The 18,627-nt window shown below is 56.8% G+C and carries 19 protein-coding genes and 2 tRNA genes; 6 read left to right on the plus strand and 15 right to left on the minus strand.

What is annotated here, in order from left to right; genetic code table 11:
* Positions 1 to 12: 12 nt before the first annotated feature.
* The 3 genes from N879_RS17350 to N879_RS17360 form a co-directional block, all read right to left on the minus strand.
* Complete coding sequence (locus tag N879_RS17350) at positions 13 to 996, minus strand: helix-turn-helix domain-containing protein (protein WP_009457796.1); 984 nt, start codon at positions 994 to 996, stop codon at positions 13 to 15.
* A 211-nt stretch (positions 997 to 1,207) separates the two neighbouring features.
* Complete coding sequence (locus N879_RS17355) at positions 1,208 to 2,278, minus strand: nitrilase (protein WP_009457793.1); 1,071 nt, start codon at positions 2,276 to 2,278, stop codon at positions 1,208 to 1,210.
* A gap of 220 nt (positions 2,279 to 2,498) precedes the next feature.
* Positions 2,499 to 2,756 (minus strand): hypothetical protein, encoded by a 258-nt coding sequence (locus N879_RS17360; RefSeq protein WP_022983531.1) that lies wholly within the window; start codon positions 2,754 to 2,756, stop codon positions 2,499 to 2,501.
* 113 nt (positions 2,757 to 2,869) lie between these two features.
* Here N879_RS17360 and N879_RS17365 point away from each other — a divergent pair, with 113 nt between their 5' ends.
* Positions 2,870 to 3,463, plus strand: a complete 594-nt coding sequence (locus tag N879_RS17365; protein WP_031233013.1) for a phenylacetic acid degradation protein PaaY — start codon at positions 2,870 to 2,872, stop codon at positions 3,461 to 3,463.
* A 242-nt stretch (positions 3,464 to 3,705) separates the two neighbouring features.
* On the opposite strand, the gene N879_RS17370 is transcribed toward N879_RS17365, so the two are convergent.
* Genes N879_RS17370 through N879_RS17380 form a run of 3 tightly spaced genes read right to left on the minus strand, consistent with a single transcriptional unit; the run spans position 3,706 to position 7,449 of the window.
* Positions 3,706 to 4,710 carry an extracellular solute-binding protein gene (locus N879_RS17370; protein WP_009457783.1) on the minus strand — a complete coding sequence of 335 codons (1,005 nt, stop codon included), beginning with the start codon at positions 4,708 to 4,710 and terminating at the stop codon, positions 3,706 to 3,708.
* A gap of 16 nt (positions 4,711 to 4,726) precedes the next feature.
* Positions 4,727 to 6,394, minus strand: coding sequence for an ABC transporter permease (locus tag N879_RS17375; protein WP_022983532.1), 1,668 nt, complete (start codon positions 6,392 to 6,394; stop codon positions 4,727 to 4,729).
* Positions 6,395 to 6,399: 5 nt separating this feature from the next.
* Positions 6,400 to 7,449 (minus strand): ABC transporter ATP-binding protein, encoded by a 1,050-nt coding sequence (locus N879_RS17380; protein WP_022983533.1) that lies wholly within the window; start codon positions 7,447 to 7,449, stop codon positions 6,400 to 6,402.
* A 656-nt stretch (positions 7,450 to 8,105) separates the two neighbouring features.
* Between N879_RS17380 and N879_RS17385 the strand changes: the two genes are divergently transcribed.
* The 3 genes from N879_RS17385 to N879_RS17395 are packed head-to-tail and all read left to right on the plus strand — an operon-like array spanning position 8,106 to position 10,982.
* Complete coding sequence (locus N879_RS17385; RefSeq protein WP_009457777.1) at positions 8,106 to 9,224, plus strand: NAD(P) transhydrogenase subunit alpha; 1,119 nt, start codon at positions 8,106 to 8,108, stop codon at positions 9,222 to 9,224.
* Between the two features lie 4 nt (positions 9,225 to 9,228).
* Entirely contained in the window at positions 9,229 to 9,549 is a 321-nt protein-coding gene (locus N879_RS17390) for an NAD(P) transhydrogenase subunit alpha (RefSeq protein WP_009457776.1), read from the plus strand.
* Positions 9,546 to 10,982, plus strand: a complete 1,437-nt coding sequence (locus N879_RS17395; protein ID WP_009457774.1) for an NAD(P)(+) transhydrogenase (Re/Si-specific) subunit beta — start codon at positions 9,546 to 9,548, stop codon at positions 10,980 to 10,982. Before N879_RS17390 ends, N879_RS17395 begins: the two co-directional genes overlap by 4 nt.
* Positions 10,983 to 11,063: 81 nt before the next feature.
* On the opposite strand, the gene N879_RS17400 is transcribed toward N879_RS17395, so the two are convergent.
* Positions 11,064 to 11,399, minus strand: coding sequence for a hypothetical protein (locus tag N879_RS17400; RefSeq protein WP_009457770.1), 336 nt, complete (start codon positions 11,397 to 11,399; stop codon positions 11,064 to 11,066).
* A gap of 342 nt (positions 11,400 to 11,741) precedes the next feature.
* Positions 11,742 to 11,818, minus strand: a tRNA-Arg gene (locus N879_RS17405).
* Between the two features lie 320 nt (positions 11,819 to 12,138).
* Here N879_RS17405 and N879_RS17410 point away from each other — a divergent pair.
* A complete protein-coding gene (locus N879_RS17410; protein WP_009457769.1) occupies positions 12,139 to 12,612 on the plus strand; it encodes a hypothetical protein in 474 nt (157 codons plus the stop codon).
* Positions 12,613 to 12,813: 201 nt separating this feature from the next.
* Here the strand turns inward: N879_RS17410 and N879_RS17415 are convergent.
* Positions 12,814 to 12,890 (minus strand) — tRNA-Arg (locus tag N879_RS17415).
* A 291-nt stretch (positions 12,891 to 13,181) separates the two neighbouring features.
* Here N879_RS17415 and N879_RS17420 point away from each other — a divergent pair.
* A complete protein-coding gene (locus tag N879_RS17420) occupies positions 13,182 to 14,351 on the plus strand; it encodes an alpha-hydroxy acid oxidase (protein ID WP_009457768.1) in 1,170 nt (389 codons plus the stop codon).
* Here N879_RS17420 and N879_RS17425 read toward each other — a convergent pair.
* The 6 genes from N879_RS17425 to N879_RS17450 form a co-directional block, all read right to left on the minus strand.
* On the minus strand, positions 14,345 to 15,358 hold the full coding sequence (locus tag N879_RS17425; RefSeq protein ID WP_022983534.1) for a glutathione S-transferase family protein: 1,014 nt from the start codon (positions 15,356 to 15,358) through the stop codon (positions 14,345 to 14,347). The two genes, N879_RS17420 and N879_RS17425, sit on opposite strands and share 7 nt — an antisense overlap.
* Positions 15,359 to 15,372: 14 nt before the next feature.
* On the minus strand, positions 15,373 to 15,972 hold the full coding sequence (gene wrbA / locus N879_RS17430; protein WP_009457766.1) for an NAD(P)H:quinone oxidoreductase: 600 nt from the start codon (positions 15,970 to 15,972) through the stop codon (positions 15,373 to 15,375).
* Between the two features lie 179 nt (positions 15,973 to 16,151).
* On the minus strand, positions 16,152 to 16,559 hold the full coding sequence (locus tag N879_RS17435) for a PaaI family thioesterase (protein WP_009457765.1): 408 nt from the start codon (positions 16,557 to 16,559) through the stop codon (positions 16,152 to 16,154).
* 6 nt (positions 16,560 to 16,565) lie between these two features.
* A complete protein-coding gene (locus N879_RS17440; RefSeq protein ID WP_022983535.1) occupies positions 16,566 to 16,880 on the minus strand; it encodes an I78 family peptidase inhibitor in 315 nt (104 codons plus the stop codon).
* A gap of 58 nt (positions 16,881 to 16,938) precedes the next feature.
* The gene (locus N879_RS17445) at positions 16,939 to 17,556 is read right to left on the minus strand and encodes a DNA-3-methyladenine glycosylase (protein WP_009457754.1); all 618 of its coding nucleotides are present in this window, start codon (positions 17,554 to 17,556) and stop codon (positions 16,939 to 16,941) included.
* Positions 17,549 to 18,586: an adenosine deaminase gene (locus N879_RS17450; RefSeq protein WP_009457752.1), complete on the minus strand. Its 1,038-nt coding sequence runs from the start codon at positions 18,584 to 18,586 to the stop codon at positions 17,549 to 17,551. The genes N879_RS17445 and N879_RS17450 overlap by 8 nt, the downstream gene beginning before the upstream one ends.
* Positions 18,587 to 18,627 lie beyond the last annotated feature (41 nt).

Genomic DNA, 18,627 nt, shown 5'->3' on the forward strand with positions numbered 1-18,627 from the left:
CGGACCGCCGGATCAGATAGGCATCGTGTTTGTCTGGACCTGGGCCCGCATACTTTCGCGGGCCTCTTTAGGCGGCACACCAAAGCGCTGCCGAAATGCCCGGCTGAAATGGGCAGAGCTGCTGAAGCCCCAGTGATACGCAATTTCAGTGATGGTCTTGTGGTGATGGGCTAGACGGCGCAAATCCTGTTCAGCGCCTTGCAGGCGCATGGACCAAATCCAGTTTGTCAGTGAATCGGTCTCGCCTTCCCAGGCGCGATGCACAGTGCTGGCTGTCAGGCCCAGGCGTTTGGCAATCTTGCCGATATTCAGCTCGGGGTCGCGCAGATTCTCCAATACATAGGCTTTGATCCGGTCGCGCCGCACGGATCCCGTATCGTCCTTTAAGGACGGGCTGCCCAGATTCTCGGCCAGCGCTGCCACCAGAATACCGACCAGGCTGTCGGCAAGTGATAGATCCACAATAGGCCCGCCGGTTGGCGGGCAGGCCATCAGCTCGCTCACCATATAGGAGAGCAGTCGTGCCGTGCCGGATTGGGCGCTGGTTATTTTGCAGGCTGTCATATCTTCGGCATTGCGCAAACGCTTGCGCAGGATGGAGCCGGGCATAGACAGGACATACTGCTCAAAGTCCTGGTCAAACAGGAGTTGATAGGGGCGTGTGGAGTCGTACAGGGCCAGATCGCCGGGTTTCAGTGTAGCGGTCTTTTCATCCTGAATTAGTTGTCCCGCTCCTGCCACTTGAATACTGAGCAGAAAAATATCCTCGGACGCTCTGGAAATTTGCAGCGGCGTGCGCAGCACGGTCTGGGTGGTCGAGGAGATGCGAGATAGGCTGACCTCTGCCAGTTCCCGTCGCGTAATGGCCCCGAAGAAAGGGGTAGCGGAACGGGAGGGGACGGCGCACTCCAGCTGCACATAAGCTTTGTTGACGGCCTCCATCCAATAGGGGGCGCGCCGGGTAGCGGGAACTGCCGTGGTGGACCATTGCTCCATTGATGATCTCTCCGTCTTGGGTCCGAAGGCTGACAGCAGGGACCGCGGTCAACTGGACTGACTAAGTATCAGGCAAGATCTCTGGTTTGAGCCAGACCAGAAAGAGTGGCAGGGGTCGATAATTTCAGACCAGGACGACGCGGATGCAGGACTGGGGAGCAGAAGGAGTCACGGCCCGGGCAAGCTGTCCGGGCCGTGTCATCTCTTGGGATCAGGACGGCTCTTGCACTAGCAGTGCGTCCGAGTCCTGGGGATGGCTGATAGCGAATGAGGTAATCGTACTTTGCACACCTGGCTCGGGAGCCTCCGCCTTGGTCACGCTTTTGGAGTGCACTCGAGTCATAGGGTCGCGGTGCCCCAAGTCCAGTACCAGACGGGTGGCTTCAGGTTTGGAATAGTGGCCCACGGGGTCATTGATCGCCTTGGCGAAGGCAATCTCCTCCATATTCAGATCGGCAATGATCAAGCCTTCGGCATCATGAGGCAGGTAGGGAGCCAGAGTACGCCCGTCCGGTGCAAAAATCATGGAGCTGCCACCGCCCACTTTCAGCAAAGAGGCGTTGTGCTCACCCACTTCCAGCATGTCCAGCGTCTCTTGAGTAACCACACTGCTGGCGGCGATGGTAAAGCACTGGCCTTCCACCGAATAGATTTGCGAGGCGGCCATGTTCACCTTGGCACTGAGGGCGTGGGCCTGTTCGCTGTATAGCGAAAACGACGGCCAGGCAGCAATGTGAATGGCTTCATGCTGGGAGTACAGCGCGTACTTGCTCAAGGGCGACAAATGCTCCCAGCAGCATAAAGCGCCGACGCGTCCCAGTTCTGTGTCGGACACAATCAGATCACGGGCATAACCTTCACCAAATACGGTGCGCTCTACATGCGTGGGTTTGAGTTTGCGGCGTGACCATAGCATCTCGCCTTTGTCATCGATCAGGCATTGGCCCAGATACAGGCTGCCACCGCTGCGTTCGCTATAGCCCAATGCGATGAAAATGCCCAAGGTTCGCGCAGCCTGGGCAATGCGCTGAAACTCTGCGCTGTCCAGCGAGAGCGAATTGGCATAGTAACGAGCGCTGTATTTCAGTGACCAGGCCGGTGCACCTAGCCAGACGTGGAAGGGATAGCCTGGCAACCAGGTTTCACCAAATACGATCAGGTCGCAGCCTTCATCACGCGCTTGTCGAGCCAGTTCAATGGTTTTATCAACACCTGCTGCCAGGTCGTAGTTGGGAGAGGCGGCCTGTACGGCGGCTGCCCGGACGATTTTCCTTGTCTGCATACATCCTCCTTGTCGCGGTATCCGCGATCTTGATCGCCAGGCCGTGCTGCTTACAGAGCCCGGCCATCCTGTTTTGTGTCAGTTTAGGAGGGGAGAACAGTGCTGAATTGACTGACAGGCGCAGAAGGCTTGACTGGGAGTCGCAGACGTGCGGGCAGGAAGCCCCCAATCCTGACCCGGATGTCCGTGCAGTGAATGAGAAAAGTGCGGCCCGTCTGGTTTAAAGTGCGAAACTGTATTGCACTGTCAGCCCCAGGCCCACGACCCACAAAATCAGGGGGATAGGGCGCATCAGCAGGCCGGGAATGGCACGCAGGATAAAGCCGATCAGGCGGGTGAACAACCAGAGCAGGGGCGGCGATTGATCTTTTTCCTTCATATAGATGATGCCTTGCGACAGCAAAAAGGACTGCGACAAGTAGGCGGCGTAAAACACCATGCCCAGGGAAAAGGCCAGCCAGTAATACAACATGCTCATAGGATGCAAAAAGAAAGAGTACGGCGCATTATATCGGTCTGCAGCAGCTATGATCGTATTTTTGGCCGGACCTTGTGCCGGCTGTGGGTGCAGGCTTTTTGTACGAGGCAGGTATGCAAAATATTTATTCTATTGATGGGCTGGTGCCAGTGGTTCACCCCACGGCCTATGTTCATCCTACCGCTGTACTGATTGGTGACGTCATTATTGGCGAGGGCGTGTATATCGGTCCTTCGGCCAGTTTGCGCGGGGACTTCGGGCGCATCATCATGAAGGCCGGTTCCAATATTCAGGACACCTGTGTTATTCATGGCACGCCTTATCAGGACACGGTGGTGCATGAGGATGGCCACGTCGGGCACGGTGCCGTGCTGCATGGCTGCGTCATTGGCCGCAACGTGCTGGTGGGCATGAATGCGGTCGTCATGGACGCGGCGGATATTGGTGCAGACAGCATTATTGGCGCCATGGCCTTTGTGAAGAAAGGGATGCAAGTGCCGCCACGCAGTCTGGTGGCCGGGTCTCCCGCGACGGTGGTCAAAGAACTGGATCAGAAAGCCATTGATGGCAAGTTTTTCGGTACACGTATGTACCAGCGTCTGGCCCAGCGTTCACTGGCAACCATGCAGCGTGTGGAGCCTTTGACCGAAGTGGAAGCCGATCGCCCACGCCTGCGTGAAGATCAGATTTATCCAGTGGATAAATGAGGCAGCTCTGTCTTTCTCCAGGCTTGTTGCTTGCCGAGCGCAACGCAGTTTCGGAGCCGGTCTGAGAGTGCTTGGGATACGTCACCCAGCAGCCGTTTTTGCTCACGTATTTCAGGCAATAAAAAACCCTTTGAGGGCCGGATGAGAATCCAGCATCAAGGGGTTTGTCCATTCAGTGCGGACCAGCAGGCGGGTGGGGCAGGCCCACCACGCATTGCTATTGCGCTCTGAATTTCTCCGGCTTATTTGCCAGCTGCAGCCAAAGCCTGTTTCCAGGCTTCGATGACCGTTTCGTACTCGGCAGCAGCCTTCAAAGGATCGATGTTGGCCACTTTGATCTGATCCAGGTTAGGCAACTTGGTCAGCTCGGCCACATTGATGTCGCTGCGAGTAGGACGGCGGAAGTTCTCCACCAGCTCGGCTTCCTGTACTTCTTTGGAGAGCAGAACGTCGACCAGTTTGTGAGCCGCTTCCTGGCCGTTCTTGGGGTTCTTGATTACGGCTACGCCTTCAGGAGCGATGAAGGTACCGTCTTCAGGGTAGATCAGCTCAATGCCTTTCTGACCACCGGCCACGTAGGCGTAGGCCGCGTATTCCATGGTCACGCCCAAGGGGTACTCGCCGTTAGCCACGCTTTTGTAGACCTGGCCCGAGCTCTTGGACACGATCACGTTGGCTGCCAGCTTTTGCAGGCCTTCTGCACCGTACAGTTGGTAGATGCCATAAACCTGGTCGTAGGCACTGCCCGATGATGCGGGGTCACCAATAATGACCTTGCCTTTCCACTGAGGATCGAACAGATCGGACCAGGTTTTTGGAGCGGCCTGGCCTTTCAGTTGGCGCTCGTTGGCCATGATGACCATGACGTGGGCGTTGGAGCTGGTCCACAGGCTGTCCTTGCCGTGGAAGGCTTCAGGAATGGCCTTGTTCTCGGGCGATTCGTAGGCTTCAAAGTTCTGCTGGAAAGCCGCCATGGTGCCGTAGCCAGTGCCCCATACCACGTCACCCAGCGGGTTCTGTGCTTCGGCTTCGATACGTTTCATCAAGGCACCAGCGCCCGAAGTCACTTGTTGAATGGACAGGTCAGACGCGGTCTTGCGAGCAATTTCCAGCGCCGTATCAATGGTTTGCACATTGTTGGGTGTGTACATCACGGCATTGGCGGCCAGGGCGGCACCGGACAGGGACAGGGCGCCGACACTGAGGGAGAGTGCCAGACCAGTTTTCAGAAAACGTGTAGTCAGCATAGTGAGCCTTTTTAGATTAGCGGCTGGAAAACAGATCCAGCTTGAGAAAACGGATAGCCAGATAAATCGGCACCAGAATCACGACCATCAAGATCACCCCATAGGCCGAAGCGCGGGCCAGGAAGCCAGCGTCGATCTGACGGAACATCTGGATGGGCATGGTCTCCATGCCACCGTAATACAGCACGATAGTGGCGGAAATTTCAGCCAGCGAAGTGACCCACATCAGGATGGCCGCGCCCAGAATGGCGGGCTTCATCAAGGGCAGAACCACTTTGAAGAAACTCTGGAAGGGGCTGACACCCAGATTGATGGAGGCCTCTTCGATAGAGTCGGGAATGTTGTAGAGCGAGGCCGAGGCCGAGCGAATGGAGAAGGGTACTTTACGCACAAAGTATGCGCCGGCCATGATCACCCAGGTGCCGGTCAGTACCAGCATGCCGCTGTTGTAGGTCTGGATCAGGGCAATACCCAGCACGGTGCCGGAAATGGCCAAAGGCAGCATCACCATATAGTCCAACGCGGTTACCACGAACAGGCGCTTTTTCACGATCAGGTAACTGCAGATCGTGGCAAAGCAGGTGCCTGCAAGAGTGGCGACACTGGCCAGCATCAGCGAGTTCAAGATGGGCTCGGGAGCGTAGCGCAGGGCACGCTCCATATTGTCCAGCGTGAAGGTTCCGTATTGCATGACCGGGCCGCTGGCTTTGGTGAAGGCACCAATCAGCACGATAAAGGCCGGAATCAGCGAGAAGGTCACAAACAGCACCGCACCCACGGTCAGCAGGATACCGGCCAGGCCTTGAGCGCGAACCGGGCGCGGGGCGCGGCCTTGCTGCATCTGGAAGGTCTTGCGCTCCAGGACCCGCTTCTGGATGAACAATACCGCACCGACCAGAATCACGGACACCACGGCCAGCACACCTTGCATGGTGGGGTTACCGCTCATCTCGGACAGAAAGGTGGTGTAGGTCAGCGAGGACAGCACATCGACCTGACCGCCCAGAATCATGGGGATGGAGAAGTTGTCCACGGCCAGCGTGAACACAATCATGGCATTGACCAGCAGGGCAGGCATCAGCACCGGGAAGGTGACGCTGAGCGCGCGCTTGAAATTGCTGGCACCCAGGTTCACGGCGGCTTCTTCCAGCGTGCCGTCAATGGCCTTGAGCGCAGCCAGCATACCGATATACACATAGGTGTAATCGTTCAGGATCAGCACATAGGACATGCCAAACCAGCCGTAGAAACTGGGCAGGTCAATACCAATGCTTTCCAGGGCCAGACGCACCACTCCGTTATTGCCCAGCAGCATCAGCCAGGCCTGCGAGACGATGATGTCCGGCAGCACAATGGTGGTCAGGGGCAGGATGGCCACAATGGCCTTGCCGGGGAAGTCGTAGCGAGCCACCACATAGGCCAGCGGCGCACCCAGCAGCAGCGTACCTATCGTGGAGATCAGCCCCAGCTTGATGGTGTTGAAGAAGGCCTCAACATAGCGAGGGTCGCTAAAGAAGGTTTCAAAGCCGTGCAGGCTGGGCAGGCCTGTTGCCGGGTCGATCACGCTTTGATAGAACAGGGAGGCGAGTGGCCAGACAACCCAGAACACCAGCACCACCAGACAGACCAGGGCGGGCAGGAACCAGGGAGAACGAAGGGCCAGGGGTCTTGCAGCAATAGCCATGGGTCTTACGCCTCGACCAGACGACATTCAGGGCTAAAGCTCAGGTTCACCGAAGCACCTGCAGACAGATGCGGGTCCTGGGCAGCGGCAACGTCGGCAATAATTTGCTTGCCGTCGTTCAGCTTCAGGCTGTAGGCCGTTTTGGTTCCCAGATACTGGCGAGCCACGACTTGAGCCGGAATGCTGCTGGCCTGAGCCTCGGTATGCAGGGTGATGTTTTCGGGGCGCACTGCCAGCAGCACTTGGCCGACAGGGGGCGGGTTGTTCACCAGAATGTGCCCACCCGCAATGCTGACGGTGGTGTGACCGTCCTCCACATGCACGCCCAGGGTGTCGATCAGATTGGCTGCGCCAATAAAGTCGGCGGCATAGGCAGTGCGTGGTGTGGAGTACATGGCTTCGGGGGTATCGAGCTGGTCGATACGGCCCTGGCGCAGCAAGGCAATACGGTCCGACATGGACAGGGCTTCTTCCTGATCATGCGTCACGAAAATAGCGGTGATATTGGATTCCTGCTGCAATTCGCGGATGACCTGGCGCATTTGAATACGCAGCTTGGCATCCAGGTTGGACAAAGGCTCGTCCATCAGCAGAACACGGGGTTCAATCACCAGGGCGCGGGCCAGGGCTACACGCTGGCGTTGGCCTCCGGACAGCTCAGCTGGGTAACGCTCGCCCATGCCACCCAGTTCCACACGCTCCAGAATGTAGGCGACTTTTTTCTTGATCTCGCTGCTGCTGACTTTGCGTACCCGCAAGCCGTAAGCCACATTGTCAAACACGGTTTTATCGGGGAACAGCGCGTAGTCCTGGAACACCATGCCGGTCTCACGCTTGTGCGCGGGCAGGTAGGTAATGTCTTCCTTGTCCAGAAACAGGCGGCCTTCATCAGGAATGATGAAACCGGCAATCATGCGCAGCAAGGTTGTTTTGCCGCAGCCGCTGGGCCCTAATAAAGTGAAGAACTCGCCATGCCGGATTTGCAGGCTCAGTTCATTGATGATGGTATTGCTGCCGTAGCGTTTCACTACGTGATCGATGTGGATGTCTGCCATGGGGATAGATCAGCCTGGGACTGAGTAGTGCAGGTAAACCGCGCATCAAGGGGGCGGTTGCCTAGGCTTTGAAAAGAAGTGGTTCAGCGGCCAGTAGCGACGCAAACATCACCGGGGCGTGAACACGAACATTAATTACAAGTTAGTGACAAGTTTTATAGGAAGTTGCTATCTTAGCAGCAGGCCAATGCTTGTAGTTTTAATTATCAGGCGTCTAAGTCCGTAGCAAAGGCTGATCTACTCAGTGTTACCCAGTGGGCAAGAAAAAAAAATTCCGTCGAACAGGCATCATATTGCGATAATCAGGTGGTAGTAATGTGTCTTGCTTTTTCGTCTAAAGCGGTCTAGTGCGGGTCGGGGTTTCTTGTGTCAAATAAAGGCCCTTATAGTGAGTTCAAAAAGAATGACAGTTTCCTGCAAGGGGCAGGAGTGGGAGAGGGACACTAAAGGGTAGGTTTCTATCCTGTTCAGGCCGGTCTTCACCAGGCCTGTTTTTTGCACATCCGAATTTATAGATGGTGTTCCGGTGTTGAGGGCAAACACACACCGGGCCGGAGAGGTTGTTGGGTCGTGTCCACGTGGTGACAGACTCACCCATCCGGGTACTGCACGTCGTCAGAGATCGTAGAAGTTAGTTAATTAACTGGAGATTGAAGATGCGACTGGGTGTACTAAGCCCCCGGGGGACCGGGGAAAAGAGGGTAGCGGCCACGCCCGATACCATCAAGGCTTACCGCAAGGCGGGCCATGATGTGATTATCGAGGCGGGTGCCGGACAGGGGATTGCCAGCTCGGATGCCGATTACGAGGCAGCAGGGGCAACGATAGGAGATCCCTATCAAGCCACCGTGCTGCTGGTAGTGGGCCCGGCTGATGTTGATTCGGCGCGTTTGCGTGCCGAGCATGTGGTCGTCGGTATGCTGGACCCTTACGAAAGTCAGGGTCTGGACAGGCTGGCTTCTTCGGGCTGCCAGGCGTTCGCCCTGGAGCTGATCCCGCGTACCACGCGGGCGCAAAGCATGGACGTTCTGTCCTCGCAGGCCAATATCGCGGGTTATGCCGCTGTGCTGAAAGCAGCCACCTTATATCCCCGGTTCTTTCCCATGATGATGACCGCGGCGGGTACCGTCAAAGCGGCCCGTGTCGTGGTGCTGGGCGCGGGTGTGGCCGGTTTGCAGGCGATTGCCACGGCACGTCGTCTGGGGGCGGTGGTAGAAGCCTCTGATGTGCGTCCTGCCGCGCGTGAGCAGATCGAGTCCTTGGGCGGCAAGTTTATTGATGTGCCCTACGAGACCGATGAAGAGCGCGAAGCGGCACAAGGGGTAGGCGGTTATGCCCGTCCCATGCCTGCCTCCTGGTTGCAACGGCAGGCGGCGGTGGTGGCGGCACGTTGTGCCCAGGCCGACGTCATCATTACTACGGCCTTGATTCCGGGGCGGCCCGCCCCGCGTCTGATTGCCGAGGAAGTGGTGCAGTCCATGCGGGCAGGTTCGGTCATTATTGACCTGGCTGCGGCCCGTGGCGGCAACTGCGCCTTGACCGAAGCCGACCAGATTGTGGAGAAATATGGCGTGACCCTGGTGGGCGAGACCAACTTCCCGGCCCGTGTGGCTGCGGATGCGTCTGCCTTGTATGCACGCAATATTCAACAGTTCCTGGGCTTGATGCTCAAGGATCAGTCTGACGAGCTGCATATCCCTGCGGACGACGACATTGTGAATGCCAGCCGTGTTGTACAGGGTGGCAAACGACTCTTTCCACAGCAGGGAGCCTGACGCCATGGATATTATTTCTCCCCTGGTCATTAACCTGATCATCTTTGTGCTGGCCATTTACGTGGGTTACCACGTGGTCTGGACAGTGACGCCCGCTTTGCACACGCCCTTGATGGCGGTGACCAACGCGATTTCGGCCATCATTATTGTGGGCGGGATGCTGGCAGCGGCCCTGACCGAAAGCCCTTGGGCGCAGGCGATGGGCATTATTGCCACCGCGCTGGCCTCGGTAAACGTGTTTGGTGGTTTCCTGGTAACCCGCCGCATGTTGGAAATGTTCAAAAAGAAGGGCGCTAAAAATACGCCCAAGGAAGGGCAGTCATGATTTCCATGAATACCGTTACCTTGTGCTATTTGTTGGCCTCGGTGTGTTTCATTCAGGCCCTGAAAGGCTTGTCGCATCCAGCCAGTTCGCGTCGTGGCAACTTGTTTGGCATGGTGGGGATGGCCTTGGCCATTGCGACCACAGCCGTGCTGATTTATAGCCTGGCCCCTGAAGGCAAAGAGCTCTCTGGTCTGCTGCGGGTTCTGATTGGTCTGGTGATTGGTGGCGTGCTGGGTACCGTCATGGCACGCCGTGTCGAGATGACCAAGATGCCGGAACTGGTGGCCTTCATGCACAGCATGATTGGTCTGGCGGCGGTAGCCATTGCGATTGCCGTGGTGCTGGAGCCGGTGGCCTTCGGCATTGGCTCGGCCGAGGTGGCTCTGCCCATGGGTAACCGTGTGGAGCTGGCTTTGGGCGCGCTGGTCGGTGCCATTACCTTCTCCGGTTCGGTGATCGCGTTTGGCAAGCTGTCGGGCAAGTACAAGTTTCGACTGTTCCAGGGCGCACCCGTTACCTTCAAAGGTCAGCACATGCTGAACCTGCTGCTGGGTCTGCTGGCCCTGGCTTGCGGCGTGATCTTTGTGATGACCCAGGCATGGTGGGCCTTTGGTGTGCTGCTGGCCTTGTCCTTCCTGCTGGGCGTGATGCTGATCATCCCGATTGGCGGCGCAGACATGCCCGTGGTGGTGTCCATGCTGAACAGCTATTCGGGCTGGGCAGCAGCAGGGATTGGTTTTTCCCTGAACAACTCCATGCTGATCATTGCCGGTTCGCTGGTGGGTTCCTCCGGTGCGATTCTGTCTTACATCATGTGCAAGGCCATGAACCGCGCCTTCTTCAACGTGATTCTGGGCGGTTTTGGTGCCAATCCGGAAGCGGCTGCGGGTGGTGCAGATCAGGGTAATCGTTCGGTGAAATCCGGCAGTGCTGAAGATGCCGCGTTCATGATGAGCAATGCCGAGTCCGTGGTGATTGTGCCTGGTTATGGTTTGGCCGTGGCCCGTGCTCAACACGCCTTGAAAGAGCTGTCGGACAAGCTGACCAGCCAGGGTGTGAATGTGCGCTACGCCATCCACCCGGTCGCCGGTCGTATGCCTGGCCATATGAACGTCTTGCTGGCCGAGGCCGAAATGCCTTACGAGCAGGTCTTTGAAATGGACGACATCAATAGCGAGTTTGCTCAAACGGACGTGGTGCTGGTACTGGGTGCCAACGACGTGGTCAACCCGGCCGCCAAGAACGATCCGGCTTCGCCGATTGCGGGCATGCCGATTCTGGAAGCCTACAAAGCTCGCACCGTGATCGTGAACAAGCGCTCCATGGCTGCTGGTTATGCTGGTCTGGATAACGAGCTGTTCTATATGGACAAGACCATGATGGTGTTTGGCGATGCCAAAAAGACCATCGAAGATATGGTCAAAGCGCTGTAAGACAAGTCCGTCTTCGCGCTGGCAGTAAAAAGCGCTCTGGTTCTTGCGGGCCAGAGCGCTTTCTTGCTGGGCAGAGCGAATTTAGAACTTGGGGCCGGAGCGCAATTGCTCGCACATCTGATTGCGCTGTTCGGCAGTGGCTTTTTGCAGATCCTGACGACCGCGGTCCAGGCCTTGCTCAAAGGCTTTATCAAAGTCCTCGTCGTTCAGGCCCATGCTTTGAATAGAGGATTTCTGCTGTTTTTTCATCTCATCAAGCTGGGTCTGGCTGTAGTCACCGCAAACTTCGGCGGCAGCGTGCATGGCTCCGCCCATTTGCGCCAGCTGAATGGCAGGGCCGCTATCCTGGGCGTAGCTATTGGCGCTGGCCAGAAGGAGGGCCGCTAAAGGCAAAAGAAGTTTTGTGCGCTCAAACATGGTCAATCCTGTCGATTAAGAGGAGGTCCGCGCAGACACTGTGGTCTAACAAGAGCAGGCAGGCTCTGTCTGGGCGGAAGTCGCTACTTTACACCGCTTGTCCCTTTACGGTTGAGGCCGTAGGGGCGGGAAAGTGCAACAGACATTGTGCCCGGTCTGCAGTCGTGGAGTTTTGATCTGTTTGCAGGTAAGCGGCGGTATGCAGGGTAAAAGCAGCAGGCAAAGAAAAAGCCCTGATGACGATGTCATCAGGGCTGATCTTTTCAGAGTCTCATCCATTGGGTTTGACCCCACGAGTTCTAACTCTGGTCGCTGATTTCCGTGAAGAAACCAACTTGAATATGGCGCGGCTGGCAAGATTCGAACTCACGACCCCTTGGTTCGTAGCCAAGTACTCTATCCAACTGAGCTACAGCCGCTAAAGAAGTGAAACTATAGCAGACTATTTATCAGCATGACAAGCCTAGAAAGCATTTTTCTTGAAATAAGTGCGAAATTTTTCTGAAAACACGGGAAAATAAGGATTTGGAGGGGTGTGCGGGGCAGGGGGCTGCGGATTTAACCCGGCACTTTGTAGTGTTTTTAAGCCAGGGTATGGATGACCTTGCCGATGCAAGAGTGACTTGCTGCTTGGGGAGTGGAGCCATTACTCTTTGTGCGGTTGCGTCAGAATCGAACGTGATGATGCGGCTGTCACCAGTTAATTAGCAGCAGTTTAGCTGCATCAGGAGTTACAGGCATGGTTCCATTCGGCTTGAGTCCGGCACAGTTTCAGCAGCGTTATAAACGGTGTTTGGAGCGCGCCTCAAAGCATTTTATTGCTGAACTGCGTACCTTGTTTGCCTTGCCTGTGCCAGATAGTGTCGCGGATGCCGAGGTGCAAATCTTCTTTGGTGAAGACGGCCTGGAAACTCCGTCGGCATGGATTTACTACCGTGGTGACAATAATAAAGTAGACAGCAACGACCCTTCCATTTTCCCCGGTAGGGCCATGGAGCTTTCTCTGGGTTTGGGCAAGATGGACGCCTTCCACGAAGACTATTTCCTGGATGACGAGTTTGATGGCTTGAGTATTGCCGCCAATACTATCCAAGCGTGGTTTGCAGAGTGCTGGTGGAAAGCGGGTGGGTGGAGCTATGCCGTCCCCGTGACAGCATGGGTGCACGATGGCTTTGGTGACGGTGCGGGTATTGAGTTGTCTGAAAGGCGATAAGGCTCATAGCAATAGAGTTCCTAACTATATAAAGCCATAACCGCTATTGCTCGTTCTATTTCTTCGTTCAAGCCTGCTCGTATTGCTTATTGCTATTGTGGGTGCAGGTTTGAGCGACGCTCGGCAGTGTAGTGGTGCCGTCTGATATCCGAGTAGAAAGCAAAAAAGCCATTTCCGAAGAAATGGCTTTTTTACTGAATATGGCGCGGCTGGCAGGATTCGAACCCACGACCCCTTGGTTCGTAGCCAAGTACTCTATCCAACTGAGCTACAGCCGCTAAAGAAGTAGAAATATAGCACGGCTATTTTTACTTGTCACCAAAATATCAACAAATTTTACTGAAATCGTCTTTTTTTATGTTTTTCGGGGTCGGCTGGCAGGCTGTAAAGCCAGAGATGGCAAGGCGTGCAGCGGGACAACAGTGAATCTCTTTATTTTTGGTCTTGGGGGCTCGTCTTGGTGGTCCTTTAGGCGCGCCAGACAGAAACTTCGAACAGTCTGCCCCGGATGACTTGCCCCGCAGGGCACAAAGTCGCATTATTACGCCATTGTTTTGGAGCCCAATGTAATGGATCTGTCGAAAATTACCTGCACTGAAGATTTCCGCCTGGCGGCCAAACGCCGCGTGCCCAAGATGTTTTATGACTACGCCGACTCCGGCTCCTGGACGCAGGGCACGTATCATGCGAACGAGCAGGATTTTCACAAACTGAAATTCAAACAGCGTGTGGCCGTGGACATTGACCATCGCAGTCTGAAGACCAAGCTTCTGGGCCAGGATGTTGCCATGCCCGTGGCTATTGCCCCTACCGGCCTGACCGGCATGCAGCACGCCGATGGTGAAATGCTGGCGGCTTTGGCCGCACGGGATTTTGGTATTCCTTTCACCCTGTCCACCATGAGTGTGTGCTCGCTGGAGGACGTGGCCCAGGCTACCCGTGCCCCGTTCTGGTTTCAGCTTTATGTGATGCGTGATCGCAGCTTTATTGAAAACCTGATTGCGCGTGCCAAAGCGGCCAACTGCTCGGCCCTGGTGTTGACTCTTGACTTGCAGGTCTTGGGCCAGCGTCACAAGGACATCAAGAATGGCTTGACCACGCCTCCACGCCTGACTATTCCTAATTTGCTGAATCTGGCGACCAAGCCGTACTGGTGCCGCAATATGCTGCGCACGCATCGTCGCAGTTTTGGCAATATCGTCGGCCACGCCAAGGGAGTGTCGGATCTGCGCTCCTTGTCGACCTGGACGGCCGAGCAGTTCGACCCGAGCCTGAACTGGAAAGATATCGAGTGGATCAAGAATGCCTGGGGCGGCAAGCTGATTGTGAAAGGCATTATGGATGCGGACGATGCACGTTATGCCGTGGATAGCGGGGCTGATGCCTTGATCGTGTCCAATCACGGTGGCCGTCAGCTGGATGGCGCGCCATCCTCAATTTCCTGCCTGCCTGCGATCAGCAAGGCGGTAGGTGACAAGATCGAAGTGCTGGTCGATGGTGGTATTCGCAGCGGTCAGGATGTGTTGCGTGCCCGCGCCTTGGGCGCTCAAGGTGCCATGATTGGCCGTGCTTTCCTGTATGCCTTGGGTGCGGCGGGGCAGGCCGGTGTGGCCCGTTTGCTGAAACTGATGGCGAATGAGCTGGACGTGTCCATGGCGTTTTGCGGTCGTACCGATATCAATCAGGTAGACCGCTCCATCTTGCTCAATCCCGATATTTTCGATCGCCCCGGTTACTGAAGCCCGATATGCAAGGGCCCTGGCTGGACGGGTAAATGACCTCGTCCGTGGGGCCCGTTCAGATCCAGTACAGGGCCAGCCGGCACAATGCCCGTCGGGTTCAGATGGCGGTGACTGCTGTAGTAATGGGTCTTGATGTGATCCAGGCTGACCGTGCTGGCCACGCCAGGCATTTGGTACAGCTCCAGCATGTAGTTCCACAGATTCGGATAATCAATCAGACGGCGCAGATTGCATTTGAAATGGCCAACATAGACCGGATCAAAGCGAATCAGGGTAGTGAACAAGCGCCAGTCGGCCTCGGTCAGTTGCGTGCCAGTCAGGTAGCGCTGCTGGCTCAGGCGAGCCTCCAGCCCGTCCAGGCTGTCAAACAGGGCATGAACTGCTGTGTCGTAGGCGGCTTGTGAGCGGGCAAAACCTGCTTTGTAGACCCCGTTATTGACGGTGTCATACACATGGGCATTGATCTGGTCGATTTCGCCCAGCAGCTCGGCAGGTGCCATATCCAGGCTGCGCGCGCCCAAAGTATCAAAGGCGCTATTGAAAATACGCATGATCTCGGCCGACTCGTTATTGATGATTGTGCCGCGCTGCTTGTCCCACAGTACGGGCACGGTAATGCGCCCTGTGAATTTCGGGTCCGCCTTGGCATAGAGCTGATGCAGGAACTGCGCATCCATGACCAGGTCCGGCACCACGCCCTCCGCCGGTTCAAAGGTCCAGCCCTGATCGCCCATGATGGGGTTCACCACCGACACTGAAATCAGCTTTTGCAGCCCCTTTAATTCACGCATGATCAAGGTGCGATGCGCCCAGGGGCAGGCCAGCGAGACATATAGGTGATAGCGATTGGCCTGGGCAGGCTGCGCCGCCTGACCGTCCGGGCCGGGACCGCCGTCGGCGGTAATCCAGTCCCGGAAGGCAGACTGGGCACGTTGAAATGTATCGGACTGGGTGCTGCTGACAGGCTCTTTGCTATGCCATTGTCCATCTATCATCATGCCCATCTGTGTACTCCGTTTCAGCCTTTCAGCTTGATTGCAATTTCAGCGATATGACGGCCCTGGTAGCGGGCGCCGTCCAGCTCGTTCTGGCTGGGCTGACGTGAACCGTCGCCACCGGCAATGGTGGATGCGCCGTAGGGGCTGCCGCCAGTGACTTCATTCAGCAGGGTCTGGCCCGCAAAGCTGTAGGGCAGGCCCACCACGATCATGCCAAAGTGCATCAGGTTATGAATAATGGACAGTAGCGTCAGCTCCTGTCCGCCGTGTTGGGTGGCGGTAGAGGTAAAGGCGCCGCCTACCTTGCCATTGAGTGCGCCGCGCGCCCACAGGCCACCGGCCTGATCCAGAAAACTGGCCATTTGCGAGCTGATGCGCCCGAAACGGGTGCCGGTGCCGACAATGATGGCGTCGTAGTTTTCCAGGTCGCCAATAGTGGCGACCGGGGCGGCTTGATCCAGCTTGAAATTCGCTTTCTGGGCCACGGCTTCCGGGACCAGTTCGGGGACACGCTTGATGTCCACCGTCGCGCCAGCGCTTTGTGCACCTTCGGCAACCGCTTGGGCCATTTTTTCTACGTGGCCATAGGCGGAGTAATAGAGAACCAGGACTTTTGCCATTTGAACTTCTCCAGAAAAGCGATCAACAAGGAATCGGACGGGGCAGCGGCCACAGGGCTAAGCCGGGGCGCAGCTGCTATGACGATGATAGTCGTGCCACGCCCGCTCTGCCAAACCCCTGGACGGATTGTTTTGTGTCAGAGTCTGTCTTGCAAAGCGGGTGGCCGTCCCGAGGAGCATCAGCCTGGCAGCAGGGCGTAGGTGGTGGTGGCGTGGGCGGCCAGTCGACCTTGCTCGTCCAGCAGCTTGATGTCGCCAAAGACCATGCTTTTGCCACGCTTCAGCACTTGGGCGTGTACCAGCACATCCCCCTGGCTAACCGGGCGTACAAAGCTGGTGTTCAGTGAAACTGTAGTCATGGGGCGAAACTCCCCCAGACTTTGACTGACGGCCAGCACCATGGCGGTATCGGCTGCCGCCATATACACCTGACCGCAGACCACACCGGCCACGTGCGTCAATTGATCTGAAAAAGGCAGGCGTAGAACCACGCCGTCTTCATTCATGCTTTCTACACGCAATTTCAGGGCTTGCACCCAAGGGGCAAATAGCGTGTCCAGCAAGTGTTGGCTTTGCTCAAGAGTCATTAGGGATCAGCCGCAGTAAACGGAGGTAATTTTGTTTTGTTCGTCCACGCGGATGTTCAAACGGGTGGGGTCGTAGTCCGTGGTGTACATGCGGTCCGGAGCCAGGACGCGGGCTTTTGCCGCACCGGCCTGTTTGACCAGACGTTCAACTTGGCTTTGGCTGGCGGTTTGACCGGCTGGATTCAAGGCGTCCGCATTGCACAGACCACCAGAAGAGTCGCTGAACGAAGAAGTCGAGCTTGTTTGCGCGCTATTGCCCGTGGCCGTGCAAGCAGCCAGCAAAACGGCGGGAAGGACGCTAAGTAGTACGGAGAGTCGCATGGGAAATCCTTAAAAGCAGCTGGGAAGCATTCAGCTTGAAGGATTAATAATACCTGTTCTAGGCGGGGCGTTTAAGGCCTTTGACACTGCGTTTTGTGGTGGTTTTGCCCGGCTTGACGGACACCTCGGGGTGCTGGGCAATCGAGTAGCGCAAGGGGGCCTTGGCCCAGGCGCCCGCGTACTCTACGCCGATGCGTGGGCTGATCAGAATTTGCTCCGGCGGCAGGGCGGGGGCGTCCAGCCAATGCATGGCAGGGGCGCAGGCATCTGCACCGTTATAAGCTTTGTCTATACCCATCCCTTTGCACAATCGTCCGGGGCCTGACAGGGACGGGCCATCCTCGGGCGACGTCCATTGCGCCGCCCGCAGCAAGACCGCCGTACCATCGCCTTCAACACCGCTGACGATATTCATGCAGTGGTGCAGGCCGTAGATCAAATACACATAGGCGTAGCCTGCCGGGCCGAACATCAGTCGCGTGCGCTCGGTGATACCGCGTCGGCTGTGGGCGGCCTGATCCTGGGGACCCAGATAGGCTTCGGTTTCTACAATGGTGGCGCAGCGCTCCCCGCGCTCGTCATTCAAAACCAGGGTTTTGCCCAGCAACTCCAGGGCAACGTAACGCGGATCACGGGCAAAGAACGCACGTGGCAGGTACAGCGCGGATTCAGTCATTTCCGGGAATCTGCTCCAGCTTGTTCAACCAGGCCTGCTTTTTCTCCTTGGGTAAAAAGGAGGAGCGCAAGCTATTGGCTGCCAGAGTGCGTAAATCGGCCTCCCGCAGATTCAGGGCCTGGGCGGTTTGCAGGTAGTTGTCCAGCAGATAGCCGCCAAAATAGGCTGGGTCGTCCGAGTTCACGCAGACATTCAGGCCGCGATCCAGCAAATGCTTCAGATTGTGCTGGTGCAGGCTATCAAAAACCTTGAGCTTGATGTTGGACAGCGGACAGACTGTCAAGGAAATGGCGTGGTCGGCCAAATACTGCATCAGGGCCGGGTCGTCCTGGCTGCGCACGCCATGGTCGATACGTTCTACTTTCAGAAGCTGAAGGGCATCGCGTACATAGCTGGCCGGGCCTTCCTCACCCGCGTGGGCGACCAGTCGGAAACCCAGCTCTCGGCAACGGGCATAAACCTTCTCGAATTTGGCGGGCGGGTTGCCCTTTTCCGAGGAGTCCAGGCCAATTGCAATCCACAGGTCGGAATACTGATTGCGCAAGGGCAAGGCGGCTTCCAGGGTGTCAAACGCCTCGGCTTCGCTCAGGTGGCGCAGGAAGCTCAAGATCAGATAGCTGCTGATCCCCAACTCGGATCTGGCCTGGCGGGCGGCGCGGGCAATCCCGGCAAACACGGTTTCCATGGCGATCCCGCGTGCCGTGTGCGTCTGCGGGTCAAACATGATTTCCGTGTGGACAATGCCATCGGCCTGGGCGCGCAGAAAGTAGGCCCAGGTCATGTCAAAGAAATCCTGCTCGGTGATCAGAACCCCCGCCCCGGCGTAGTACAGGTCCAGAAAGGACTGCAAGTCGGTGAACTGATAGGCGGCGTGCAGGCTGGCCTGATCGGGATAGGGCAGCGTAATGTGATTGCGCTGGGCCAGCTTGAAGATCAAGTCCGGTTCCAGCGTGCCTTCGATATGAAGGTGCAGTTCAGCCTTGGGCAGTTGGCGGGTAAATTCGCGTAGGGAAAAGGCGGAATCAGACACGGGGCGCTCCTGGTAGGCAGAATATGCGCCCCATTATACGA

It is taken from the genome of Alcaligenes sp. EGD-AK7, from assembly GCF_000465875.3.
Taxonomy (GTDB): Bacteria; Pseudomonadota; Gammaproteobacteria; order Burkholderiales; family Burkholderiaceae_B; genus Alcaligenes; species Alcaligenes phenolicus.